We start from the raw sequence: 12,837 nt of genomic DNA, 5'->3' as shown, positions 1-12,837 counted from the left end.
GTTTAATGGACGTTGCAGCAAAAAGCGCTATCAGCACTTGAATTTCATAAAGTAAAAGAACAGCTCACAGAGCATGCGGCATCTTCTTTAGGGAAGGAAATGCTTTTGGAACTCAAACCTTCCCGTTCGCTCGAAGAAGTCAAAAAGCTGCAGGAAGAAGTCGATGAAGCAGGAACCGTCCTGCGTTTAAAAGGAAGCGCCCCTTTCGGCGGCCTTACGGACATTAGAAAAGCGTTAAGAAGGGCAGAAATCGGCAGCATTTTAAGCCCGGCGGAATTGACTGAAATATCGGGTCTGCTATACGCAGCAAAACAGATGAAGCACTTTCTTGAAGGCCTGTTCGAAGACGGGGTTGAGATTCCTTATCTTCATCAATATGCAGAAAAGCTCATACCGCTTTCCGAATTGGAAAGGGACATCAATTCGTGTATCGATGATCATGGGGAAGTGCTTGATCATGCATCAGAGACGTTAAGGGGAATCAGGACCCAGCTGCGGACGCTTGAATCAAGAATCAGGGACCGGCTGGAATCGATGCTGCGTTCTTCATCTGCGCAAAAAATGCTGTCGGATACGATCATCACGATTCGCAACGACCGCTTCGTCATTCCTGTCAAACAGGAGTACAGATCAAGCTACGGAGGAATCGTGCACGATCAGTCTTCTTCCGGTGCGACATTGTTTGTCGAGCCTCAGGCGATTGTCGATATGAACAATGCGCTTCGCCAGGCAAAAGTAAACGAAAAACAGGAGATTGAACGGATTTTGCGCGTCCTGACAGAAAAGACGGCAGAGCACACAAATGAGCTCTTTCACGATGTCAAAGTGCTTCAGACGCTGGACTTTATTTTTGCAAAAGCAAAATATGCAAAAGCGACAAAAGCGGTTAAACCGGCTGTCAACGCTGACGGCTATGTCCGCCTGATTCAAGCCCGCCACCCGCTTTTGCCCCTGGATGAGGTCGTTCCGAATGATATTGAGCTCGGCGGAGAGTATACGACAATTGTCATCACGGGCCCGAACACGGGGGGGAAAACGGTGACGCTCAAAACGCTCGGGCTTTTGACCATGATGGCGCAGTCGGGATTGCACGTACCGGCGGAAGAAGGATCAGAGACCGCCGTATTTGATCAAGTATTTGCCGATATCGGCGATGAACAGTCAATCGAACAAAGCTTAAGTACGTTCTCGTCGCATATGGTCAACATCGTCGATATTTTGAAAGACATGACGGAAAACAGCCTTGTGCTTTTTGACGAGCTCGGTGCCGGAACAGACCCGCAGGAAGGCGCGGCCCTTGCGATCAGCATCCTTGACGAGGTGTGCCAGACAGGCGCACGCGTCATTGCCACGACCCATTACCCGGAGCTGAAGGCATACGGCTACAATCGCGAAAATGTCATTAATGCAAGCGTCGAATTTGATATCGATACACTATCACCGACATACAAGCTTTTAATCGGAGTGCCCGGCCGAAGCAATGCGTTCGAAATCTCGAAGCGCCTCGGGCTGCCTGATTACCTGATCGCCCGCGCAAAAGCGGAGATGACGGCCGAACATAATGAAGTTGATACGATGATCGCATCGCTGGAAGACAGCAAAAAGCGCGCAGAAGCGGAGCTCAAGGAGACCGAAGCCATCCGCGCGGAAGCTGAAGCCCTTCACCGCGACCTGCAGCAGCAGATCAGCGAATGGCAGGAGAAAAAAGACAAGCTCTACGAAGAAGCGGAGCAAAAAGCGGCTGAAAAAGTCAAAGCAGCGATGAAAGAAGCAGACGACATCATCCAGTCGCTCCGCATGATCAAAGAAGACCATAAAGCATTTAAAGACCATGAGCTGATCGAGGCGAAAAAGCGCCTTGAAGAAGCTGTGCCTTCGTTTGAAAAAGCGAAAAAGCCGGCTCAGAAAAAAACGGACAAGCGCGAATTAAAACCGGGCGATGAAGTCAAAGTTTTAACCTTTGGCCAAAAAGGGACGCTGCTCGAAAAAACGGGTGCGGCCGAATGGAATGTGCAAATCGGCATCCTGAAAATGAAGGTCAAGGAAAAGGATCTGGAATTCCTGAAATCGGCACCCGAACCCGAGAAACAAAAAACGATCGCCGCCGTCAAAGGGAAAGGTTATCACGTCTCGCTCGAACTCGACCTTAGGGGGGAGCGGTATGAAAATGCGCTTCACCGGGTTGAAAAATACTTGGATGATGCGGTGCTTGCGGGCTATCCGAGAGTCTCGATCATTCACGGAAAAGGAACCGGCGCCCTCCGAAAAGGCGTCCAGGACCTATTGAAATCCCACCGCAATGTGAAAAACTCCCGGTTCGGCGAAGCGGGAGAGGGAGGATCAGGAGTCACCATTGTCGAATTAAAATAATAAAGGGAGTCTAAAAGGATGAAAGAGTTTTGGGAGAACAACCTTGTGGAAATCGCCGCGTACTACAGTGTTTCCGTTTTGTGTCTTGTGATATTTTTATCTGTGTTTGAACTCGTCACCACGTATAAAAATTGGGAGGAGATTCAAAAAGGAAACATGGCGGTTGCGATGGCAACAGGCGGAAAAATTTTAGGCATCGCCAACGTGCTGCAAAAATCGATCAGCCAGCATAATTCCCTGCTGCAAATGATGGGGTGGGGGCTGTTCGGTTTTATCCTGCTTTTGATCGGCTACTTCATTTTTGAATTTCTGACGCCGCGCTTTAAAATTGACAAGGAGATTGAAAACGACAACCGCGCAGTCGGCTTCATTTCATTCGTCATTTCAGTAGGCCTGTCATTTGTCGTGGCTTCGGGTATCTAAAGGGGATCAACATGGAGAAATTAGCGAAAGTCCTGTTTTTTACAGCTGGGGTATTTGTGGTTATCGGCCTGATTTATATGATCTTTTATGCTTGAAAAAGGTGTCCTAAAAAAGGGGCGCCTTTTTAAAAATGAAAAAATATCATTACTTTCTGAATATTGTTTTGATATACTCAAATCAAGAATATATTGTTTAAAAGGGGGGAGCTTATGCAGACTGAAAAACCGTGGCTGCGTCATTATCCCGAACAAATTCCTCACGAGCTGCAATTTGAAGATCAAACACTCCATTCCATCCTGCAACAATCCGCCCAGCAGTTTTCAGAAAAAACAGCGATTCATTTTCTCGGAAAAAAACGTTCGTACCGGGAAGTTTACGAGGATGCTTTAAAAATGGCAGATTACCTGCTGTCGCTCGGCATTCAAAAAGGAGACAGAGTATCGATCATGCTGCCGAACTGCCCGCAGGCGGTTATCGCGTATTACGGCGTTCTTTTCTCCGGCGGCATCGTCGTCCAGACAAATCCGCTGTATACGGAAAGGGAGCTTGAACATCTGCTTCATGACAGCGGGGCAACCATCATCATTACGCTCGACATGCTGTACCCGGCGGCATATAAAATGAAAGCGCTAACAAGCATTAGGCACATCATTGCGACAAGCATAAAAGATTACCTGCCTTTCCCTAAAAATCTGCTGTACCCGATCGTTCAAAAAAAAGAGAATCAAATGTCCGTTGAGATCAATGAAAATGAGACGACCCACCTCTTCCGCACCATCATGAAACGCCCCGTTCCAAGCGGACCGCCCGGTATTGAAATTGATCCGGCCCACGACATTGCCGTCCTGCAGTATACCGGAGGAACGACAGGCACGCCAAAAGGCGTCATGCTCAGCCACCGCAACATACTAGCCAACATGGAGATGTGCGCCGCCTGGTTTTATCAATTGAATAAAGGGGAGGAGAAGGTGCTGGGGATCGTTCCGTTTTTTCACGTCTACGGAATGACGGCCGTCTTGAATTTCACGATCAGGCAGGGGTATGAAATGATCCTGCTGCCGAGATTTGACGCGCGCGCAGCGCTGAAAACGATCGATAAAGAAAAGCCGACGATATTTCCGGGGGCGCCGACGATTTATATCGCCCTGTTGAACCATCCCGACCTTCACCAATACGATCTGTCATCGATTAAGAGCTGTTTGAGCGGATCTGCGGCGCTTCCTGTTGAAGTCAAACAGCAGTTTGAAAAGGTGACGGGCGGAAGGCTTGTCGAAGGTTATGGAATGTCTGAAACGTCGCCGGTCACTCACGCCAATTTTATTTGGGATTTGAATAAAGCGGGCAGTATCGGGTGTCCTTGGCCTGGTACAGACGCTGCTATCTATTCGGAAGAAACCGGCGGTTTTCTCGGGCCTTATGAGCATGGAGAAATCGCTGTCAAAGGACCGCAGGTGATGAAAGGCTACTGGAACAATGATGAAGAAACCGCTCAGAGTCTAAGGGACGGCTGGTTTTTTACCGGAGACATCGGCTACATGGATAAAGACGGCTTCTTTTATATCGTCGACCGCAAAAAAGACGTGATCATTGCCGGGGGATACAACATCTACCCGCGCGAAATCGAAGAAGTGCTCTACGAGCATGAAGCCGTTCAGGAGGCGGTCGTTGCCGGCATCCCTGATGAATACAGGGGGGAAACGGTTAAGGCTTTTGTTGTGCTGAAAGATCATGTTACAATAACGGAGAAGGAATTGGACGAATATGCCAGATCGCGTCTCGCTCCTTATAAAGTGCCAAAAGTATACGAGTTCAGGGACGAACTTCCGAAAACGGCGGTCGGAAAGATTTTAAGAAGAGCGCTCGTTCAAGAGGAAAAGACCGGCGTCTGAAAAAGCAAAGTCTGCCGTCGATTTTGACGGCATGCTTTTGTGATGCGATTTACTTTTAGCTTCTTGACAAAGCGTCCATTTTTATTTACGATTAACTCATGAATGAGTATTCATTCATTAATTTGAAAGGAACGAAGCCAATTGAAACAAAAGAGACCAAAGTATATGCAGATTATCGACGCAGCTGTCATTGTGATTGCAGAAAACGGATACCATCAGGCGCAGGTTTCAAAAATCGCCAAGCAGGCCGGGGTGGCGGACGGCACCATTTATCTTTATTTTAAAAACAAAGAAGACATTCTCATCTCATTATTCAAAGAGAAAATGGGACAGTTTATCGAGCAGATGAGCGAAGAAATGACAGCGAAAAATTCGGCGACAGAAAAGCTTTCGCTGTTCATCAAAAAGCACTTTGAACTGCTCAGCAGCGATCGCCACCTCGCGATTGTCACCCAGCTTGAGCTGAGGCAGTCGAATCTTGAGCTGAGGCTGAAAATCAATGAGATTCTCAAAGGGTACTTAACGATCCTGGAAGACATCATCACCGAAGGAAAAGAAGCTGGAGAATTTAAAAGCACGCTTGACGTCCGCCTTGCGAAGCAGATGATTTTCGGTACGGTGGATGAGACGGTTACAACCTGGGTGATGAATGATCAAAAATACGATCTCCCAAACCTGGCAGACAGCATTCATGAATTGCTGATCCACGGGTTCAGCAGCCAAAAGACGAAGGAGGAGGAATAAAAATGGCAGCATTATCATACGCCGTAGACGGCCATGTTGCGACGATTACGATTCAGCACCCGCCGGCAAATGCGCTATCGACGCAAGTGCTTGAAGATCTTTCGGCATGCCTTGATGAACTTTCAGAACGTCAGGATGTCAGAAGCGTCGTTATTCACGGGGAAGGAAGATTTTTCTCGGCAGGCGCTGATATTAAAGAGTTTACATCATTGATGGACGGGTCTGATTATGCAAATTTGGCTGATAAGGGCCAGCAGATTTTCGAAAAAGTAGAATCTTTTCCAAAACCGGTGATCGCCGCGATTCACGGGGCCGCTCTTGGAGGCGGTCTTGAGCTAGCGATGGCATGCCACATCCGGATTGCCGAGGAAAGCGCAAAGCTCGGCCTTCCCGAACTGAATCTCGGAATCATTCCCGGCTTTGCGGGAACGCAGCGCCTTCCCAAGTATGTGGGCACCGCCAAAGCGCTTGAAATGATCGGGACATCAGAGCCGATATCCGGCAAGGAAGCTTTTGAATACGGTCTTGTCACGATTTTGGCGGCGAATGAAGAAGAAGTGCTGCAAAAGGCAAAAGAGCTCGCACAAAAATTCGCTGAAAAAAGTCCGCAGACGATGGCTTATGTCATTGAACTCCTGAATTCGAGCAAAGTGTATTCGTATGAAGGAGGCCTCAAGCTAGAAGGGAAATACTTCGGCGAAGTGTTCCAATCCGAGGATGCGAAGGAAGGGATTCAGGCATTTCTTGAAAAGCGGAAGCCGCATTTTAAAGGGAAATAACAAACGTGAAAACAAAGGGGATGAACAGAACATGAACATTTATGTCTTAATGAAGCGCACGTTTGATACAGAGGAGAAAATTCAGATCGAACAAGGGGAAATCAACACGGACGGAGCGGAATTCATCATCAATCCGTACGATGAGTACGCCATTGAAGAAGCGCTCCAGTTGAAAGAGAAGCACGGCGGTGAAATTACGGTCGTGACAGTCGGCGAGGAAGAAGCTGAAAAAGAACTCAGGACGGCTCTGGCGATGGGGTGCGACAAAGCCGTTCTGATCAACATTGAAGACGACGTGGAAGAAGCGGACCAATATACGGCTTCAGCCATCCTTTACAACTATTTGAAAGACCGCGAGTACGACATTATACTCGGCGGGAATGTGGCGATCGACGGGGGATCGGGACAGGTTGCGCCTCGTTTGGCCGAACTGCTGGGCATTCCTTGTATTACGACGATTACAAAGCTGACGGTAAACGGCGGAGATGTTGAAGCGGAACGCGACGCCGAGGGCGATCTTGAAGTGATCCAAACATCGCTTCCAATCGTAGCGACTGCACAGCAGGGGTTGAACGAGCCGCGTTATCCGTCTCTTCCGGGAATCATGAAGGCAAAGAAAAAGCCTCTCGAGGAGCTTGAGCTTGATGATCTCGACATCGACGAAGAAGACGTGGCTGCGAAAACAAAAACGATCGAACGGTTCCTGCCTCCGAAAAAAGAAGCCGGGAAAATCCTTGAAGGGGAGCCGGAGCAGCAGGCGGCAGAACTTGTATCACTGCTGAGAAGCGAAGCAAAGGTCGTATGAAGCCGAAGGGAGAAATAACACGGTCATTAAAATACAGGGGGAAATGGACATGAGCAAAAAAGTTATCGTATTGGGAGAGTTCAGAGACGGTTCGTTGAGGAATGTGACTTTCGAAGCGATAGCCGCAGGAAAAACGGTTGCCGAAGGGGGAGAGGTGATCGGCGTACTGTTCGGTGAAAGCGTTTCAAGTCATGCGGCAGAACTGATCCATTACGGCGCTGACAGAGTGCTTACAGCCGAAAACCCGCTCTTGAAAAACTATACGTCTGACGGCTATGTTCAAGCCTTGTTGCCGATCATAGAACGCGAGAATCCGGACGTCATCATTTTCGGACATACGTCAATGGGAAAAGACTTGTCGCCGAAGCTTTCAGCCCGTATGGGAACAGGGCTGATATCGGATGCCGTCGATGTCGAAGTGGCCGGCGGCAACATCGTGTTTACAAGGCCGATTTACTCGGGCAAAGCGTTTGAACGGATCATTTCCGAAGATGAAACGATTTTTGCAACGATCAGACCGAATAATATCGCCCCGCTCGACAAAGATGAGACGCGGACGGGAGAGGTCGATAGCATCGAAGCGGATATTCGGGACATCAGAACGGTTATCAAAGACATTGTCAAAAAAACGTCCGAAGGCGTCGATTTGTCTGAAGCGAAAATCATCGTAGCCGGAGGCCGCGGCGTCAAAAGCGAGGAAGGCTTTAAACCGCTGCAGGAGCTTGCCGACGTACTGGGCGGCGCGGTCGGCGCTTCAAGGGGAGCCTGTGACGCAGACTACTGCGACTATTCGCTTCAAATCGGCCAGACCGGCAAAGTCGTGACACCAGACTTATATATTGCCTGCGGCATTTCAGGAGCAATTCAGCACCTCGCAGGGATGTCAAACAGTAAAATCATCGTTGCCATCAACAAAGATCCGGAAGCCGATATCTTTAAAATTGCCGACTACGGGATCGTCGGCGACTTATTTGAAATTGTTCCGCTGCTCACGGAGGAATTTAAAAAGCTGAGCGTCAGCACTTGATCAAAAGCCGGCCTGAATGGCCGGCTTTTACATAGGCACATTTCCGCCTTCTGCAAAATAACATGGGATATGGACATTTTCAGAAAGGCTAAAATCCCGATGTGTAAAACTGTGCAGATAGGGAAACGTATAATCAAGCATTATGTTAGCGTGAACCAAAGGGAGATGCTATACTAAAAAGCATAATTTCACAATTGGAGGAATGAAAGAATGGCTATCGTAAAAGCAACTGATCAAACATTCTCATCTGAAACAAGCGAAGGCGTAGTTCTTGCCGACTTTTGGGCTCCTTGGTGCGGACCTTGTAAAATGATCGCGCCGGTACTTGAAGAGCTTGATCAAGAAATGGGAGACAAACTGAAAATCGTAAAAATCGATGTTGACGAAAACCAAGAAACTGCCGGCAAATACGGCGTGATGAGCATCCCGACTCTCCTCGTACTAAAAGACGGCGAAGTGGTCGAAACATCTGTCGGCTTTAAACCGAAAGAAGCGCTTGAAGAACTGGTCAACAAACATTTGTAAAATAGAAACCTGTGAAAAAGGCGATTCCAAAGGGATCGCTTTTTTCTTACAAGTCATCTTCTTTCTCCATTTGTGGCGAACGTACGGTCGGTCATGGTAAACTTAAATGAAGGAAAAACGCCGAAATAAGGAAGGATTTTTGATGAACAAAAAAATCAAAGAAAAGCTGGCCCTTCTTCCGGATCAGCCTGGCTGCTACTTGATGAAAGACAGGCAGGATACCGTCATCTACGTCGGGAAAGCGAAAATCTTAAAAAACAGGGTCCGCTCCTATTTCAGCGGGTCCCATGATGCCAAAACACAGCGTCTTGTCAGTGAAATTGAAGACTTCGAATACATTGTCACATCCTCGAACATCGAAGCGCTCATTCTTGAAATGAATTTAATCAAAAAGTACGACCCGAAATATAACGTGATGCTTAAAGATGATAAAAGCTACCCGTTCATTAAAATCACGAACGAGCGGCATCCGAAGCTGATTGTCACAAGGAAGGTCAAAAAAGACAAAGGCCGCTATTTCGGGCCGTACCCCAATGTCCAGGCTGCGAGGGAAACAAAAAAGCTGCTGGACCGCCTCTATCCGCTCAGAAAGTGCGCCAAGCTGCCTGACCGCGTCTGTTTGTACTATCATCTCGGACAATGTCTGGCGCCATGCGTATATGATGTGTCTGAAGAGACAAACAGACAGCTCACAGAAGAAATTACCCGCTTTTTAAAAGGCGGCTACAATGAAGTGAAGAAAGAGCTTGAAGCAAAAATGCTCGAAGCCTCGGAAAACCTGCAGTTTGAACGGGCGAAAGAATTCCGCGATCAAATTGCCCATATCGAGTCAACGATGGAAAAACAGAAAATGATGCTGAATGACATGGTTGACCGCGATGTATTTGCCTATTCGTATGACAAGGGCTGGATGTGCGTCCAGGTCTTCTTCATCAGGCAGGGCAAATTGATTGAAAGAGATGTCAGCATGTTTCCTTTATACAGGGAAGCAGACGAGGAATTTCTGACATTCATCGGGCAATTTTACTCCAAAAACAACCATTTTCTTCCGAAGGAAATTTTGGTGCCTGACAGCGTCGACAAGGACATGATTGAGGAGCTTTTGGACGTGAATGTGCGCCAGCCGAAAAGAGGAGCGAAAAAAGACCTGCTGCTCCTTGCCCATAAAAATGCAAAGCTCGCTTTGAAGGAGAAGTTTTCGCTCATTGAACGGGATGAAGAGCGGACGATCGGCGCGATTGAAAAGCTCGGAAAAGCGCTGGACATCTACACGCCATACAGAATTGAAGCGTTTGATAACTCAAATATTCAAGGAACGGACCCTGTTTCGGCCATGGTTGTATTTCTCGATGGAAAACCGCATAAAAAAGAGTACCGCAAATATAAGATCAAGACGGTTGAAGGTCCTGACGACTACGGATCAATGCGCGAAGTCATCAGAAGAAGATATACAAGGGTGCTGAAAGAGAATCTGCCGCTGCCTGATTTAATTTTGATCGACGGCGGAAAGGGGCAGGTGTCTGCCGCCCTTGACGTTCTGGAAAATGAACTGGGTCTCGATGTCCCTGTTGCCGGTCTGGTGAAAGACGATAAGCACAGAACATCCAACCTTTTGATCGGCGATCCCCTTGAGATCGTCCAGCTTGAGCGGAACAGCCAGGAATTTTACCTGCTTCAGCGCATTCAGGACGAAGTGCACAGGTTTGCGATCAGCTTCCACAGGCAGCTCAGGGGAAAAAGCGCATTTCAATCGGTGCTGGACGGCATACCGGGCGTCGGCGAACAGCGGAAAAAACTGCTGTTAAAACATTTCGGTTCCGTTAAGAAAATGAAGGAAGCGAGCGCCGAAGATATCCGCAAGCTCGGCATACCTCTGAAAACGGCGCAGCTGATCGAAGAGGCATTGAAAAAATAATGTTGAACTTTTAAAAAGAATCTGATAGAATTTGTACTAATTTCATAATAAGATCGTGTGATATGGTGAAGATAGAGGTGCGAACTTCAAGAGTAGGCTTGATGAGGAAGATGGATTCCGATGAAGAAAGCCGAAAGGGGAGCGTCGCCGAAGCGGGGAAAAATCCACTCGTTTTTCCTGCTGGCTTTACATTGAATAAATGTGAGGCTGTCAAGAAATCATTTCTTGGAGAGCTATCTCGTTGTTTAAGATCATCGGCATTTTTGTTGGTTAAAGCAATGAGGGAATTCTCTCGTTGCTTTTTTTGTGCAAAAAAAACCGTACAGGCCGCCGGTCAAGCTTTCCTCTTCATACATAAACAAACACGAACGAAAACAAAAAGGGTGGTATTTGATGGGTCTCATCGTCCAAAAATTTGGCGGAACTTCCGTAGGGTCAGTGGAAAAAATATTGAATGTCGCAAACCGCGTCATCGAAGAAAAACAGCGCGGTCATGATGTTGTCGTCGTCGTTTCGGCGATGGGCAAATCGACGGACTCCCTCGTCGCGCTTGCCAAGGAAATCACCGAGCAGCCGAGCAGCAGGGAAATGGACATGCTGCTGACAACAGGAGAGCAGGTGACGATTTCGCTGTTGACAATGGCTTTGCAGAACAAGGGGTATGATGCGGTTTCCTATACAGGCTGGCAGGCCGGCATCGAAACCGAAAATATTCACGGCAACGCAAGAATTACGAACATTGATACAGCCAAGCTGAAAGAGCGCCTGAATGAAGGGAAAATCGCCGTTGTCGCCGGATTCCAGGGCGTCACAGCGGAAGGCGAAATCACAACGCTCGGCAGAGGCGGATCAGATACGACAGCCGTTGCCCTCGCAGCAGCCCTGAAAGCTGATAAATGCGACATTTACACCGATGTGCCGGGGGTTTTCACGACGGATCCCCGCTATGTGAAAACAGCGCGGAAGCTGGCCGGAATCTCCTACGATGAAATGCTGGAGCTTGCCAATCTTGGAGCAGGCGTCCTTCATCCGAGAGCTGTTGAATTTGCGAAAAACTACCAGGTGCCTTTGGAAGTCCGTTCAAGCACCGAAAAAGAAGCCGGCACATTAATCGAGGAGGAATCATCAATGGAACAGAATTTAATCGTAAGAGGCATTGCATTTGAAGATCAGATCACACGCGTGACCGTATGCGGCCTGGCGAGCGGCCTGACGACGCTGTCAACGATTTTTACAACGCTCGCCAAACAGAACATCAACGTTGACATCATCATTCAATCGGTGACAGGCACAAGCAAAACGTCGATTTCTTTCTCAGTGAAAACGGAAGACTTAAAACGGACGGTTGAAGTTCTCGAAGAATACAAAGACGCGCTCGACTATGAACAGATTGAAACGGAAAACAGGCTTGCCAAAGTGTCGATCGTCGGTTCTGGCATGATCTCCAACCCGGGAGTAGCAGCGGAAATGTTCGCTGTGCTGGCGGAAAAAAACATCCAGGTCAAAATGGTCAGCACATCCGAAATCAAAGTTTCGACTGTCGTCAACGAAGGCGATATGGTGAAAGCCGTTGAAGCGCTGCATGATGCTTTTGAACTGTCGAAGCAGACAGCAGTCATTTAAAAAGAAAAAGGCGGGACTTTTGCAGTCTCCGCCTTTTTGCATAGTTATGCCGGGTCTTTCAAATCCCATTTCACCGTTAAAACCACTTTTCCGGCTCTTTTTTTCACCTGTTCATAAGATTCGGCAATTTGTTCGTTCATCAGCTGGATTTGCTCGGCGATAAACCCGGCTTCAAGCTGAAAGCAGGGCTCCTTTTGATACTTGAGGCGGTTTGAAACCAGCGGGCCTTCGAGTTCAAACTCAAGCTCCTGTTTTTTTGAATGGACGATCGCAAGCGTTCCCCAGCCTGCATCCTGAAAGAAAGCGGGAAGATCCTCCCGGGATTCAAGCGGGAACTTGCGGGCGAGCTTTTTTCCCGCCCAGTACATCATATCTGCGTAGTCTTGTCCCAGCATATCGGGAAGCAGCACTTCCCTGATCAACTCATAGCCATATGCGGAGACTTCCAGCTCTTTTAATTGCGCTAAGTTTGCTTCATATTTATTCATATCCAATGTCTCCCCTCTTTTCTCCGTTTATTATAGCTTAAATGGGGTGAAAGATTACAGCGGAGACATGCATTTAGGAAGAAAAAAATCTGATATATTTATATTTTGATAAAATAAAATTTTCTAAAATATGATTAAATTTTAGAAAATTTCAATTTATGTACGCGTTTTCTTGACGCCTATTTCTCATAGGAGTAAAATGAAATTGTCATAAAAACTTAACAAAGTGCGATATTTGAAACAGGACGG

11 protein-coding genes and 1 riboswitch are annotated in these 12,837 nt (G+C 47.6%); of the genes, 10 read left to right on the top strand and 1 reads right to left on the bottom strand.

From position 1 onward, the window contains the following. Positions 1 to 12: 12 nt before the first annotated feature. From MHI30_RS15270 to MHI30_RS15225, 10 genes are all read left to right on the top strand, one after another. Positions 13 to 2,370: an endonuclease MutS2 gene (locus MHI30_RS15270; RefSeq protein WP_075752000.1), complete on the top strand. Its 2,358-nt coding sequence runs from the start codon at positions 13 to 15 to the stop codon at positions 2,368 to 2,370. Between the two features lie 18 nt (positions 2,371 to 2,388). Continuing rightward, on the top strand, positions 2,389 to 2,793 hold the full coding sequence (locus MHI30_RS15265; RefSeq protein WP_003184198.1) for a DUF350 domain-containing protein: 405 nt from the start codon (positions 2,389 to 2,391) through the stop codon (positions 2,791 to 2,793). 209 nt (positions 2,794 to 3,002) lie between these two features. Continuing rightward, positions 3,003 to 4,682 carry an AMP-binding protein gene (locus MHI30_RS15260; RefSeq protein ID WP_075752001.1) on the top strand — a complete coding sequence of 560 codons (1,680 nt, stop codon included), beginning with the start codon at positions 3,003 to 3,005 and terminating at the stop codon, positions 4,680 to 4,682. 141 nt (positions 4,683 to 4,823) lie between these two features. Further along, positions 4,824 to 5,426 (top strand): TetR/AcrR family transcriptional regulator, encoded by a 603-nt coding sequence (locus MHI30_RS15255; RefSeq protein ID WP_003184196.1) that lies wholly within the window; start codon positions 4,824 to 4,826, stop codon positions 5,424 to 5,426. Positions 5,427 to 5,428: 2 nt separating this feature from the next. Further along, on the top strand, positions 5,429 to 6,205 hold the full coding sequence (locus MHI30_RS15250) for an enoyl-CoA hydratase (protein WP_009329335.1): 777 nt from the start codon (positions 5,429 to 5,431) through the stop codon (positions 6,203 to 6,205). Positions 6,206 to 6,236: 31 nt separating this feature from the next. Continuing rightward, positions 6,237 to 7,010 (top strand): electron transfer flavoprotein subunit beta/FixA family protein, encoded by a 774-nt coding sequence (locus MHI30_RS15245; protein ID WP_003184191.1) that lies wholly within the window; start codon positions 6,237 to 6,239, stop codon positions 7,008 to 7,010. A 49-nt stretch (positions 7,011 to 7,059) separates the two neighbouring features. Beyond that, positions 7,060 to 8,037 carry an electron transfer flavoprotein subunit alpha/FixB family protein gene (locus tag MHI30_RS15240; RefSeq protein ID WP_075752002.1) on the top strand — a complete coding sequence of 326 codons (978 nt, stop codon included), beginning with the start codon at positions 7,060 to 7,062 and terminating at the stop codon, positions 8,035 to 8,037. A 210-nt stretch (positions 8,038 to 8,247) separates the two neighbouring features. Next, on the top strand, positions 8,248 to 8,562 hold the full coding sequence (trxA, locus tag MHI30_RS15235; RefSeq protein ID WP_003184189.1) for a thioredoxin: 315 nt from the start codon (positions 8,248 to 8,250) through the stop codon (positions 8,560 to 8,562). Between the two features lie 142 nt (positions 8,563 to 8,704). Beyond that, positions 8,705 to 10,477, top strand: a complete 1,773-nt coding sequence (gene uvrC, locus MHI30_RS15230; protein WP_016885566.1) for an excinuclease ABC subunit UvrC — start codon at positions 8,705 to 8,707, stop codon at positions 10,475 to 10,477. 64 nt (positions 10,478 to 10,541) lie between these two features. Then, positions 10,542 to 10,721: riboswitch (Lysine riboswitch) on the top strand. 149 nt (positions 10,722 to 10,870) lie between these two features. Beyond that, complete coding sequence (locus MHI30_RS15225; protein ID WP_003184185.1) at positions 10,871 to 12,100, top strand: aspartate kinase; 1,230 nt, start codon at positions 10,871 to 10,873, stop codon at positions 12,098 to 12,100. Positions 12,101 to 12,144: 44 nt separating this feature from the next. Here MHI30_RS15225 and MHI30_RS15220 read toward each other — a convergent pair whose 3' ends face one another. Then, a complete protein-coding gene (locus MHI30_RS15220; RefSeq protein ID WP_003184184.1) occupies positions 12,145 to 12,588 on the bottom strand; it encodes a YslB family protein in 444 nt (147 codons plus the stop codon). Positions 12,589 to 12,837: the final 249 nt, after the last annotated feature.

The sequence above is a fragment of the Bacillus sp. FSL L8-0528 genome (assembly GCF_038593085.1).
In the GTDB taxonomy this organism is placed as follows: Bacteria; Bacillota; Bacilli; order Bacillales; family Bacillaceae; genus Bacillus; species Bacillus paralicheniformis.
This window is presented reverse-complemented; position numbering and strand designations above follow the sequence as displayed.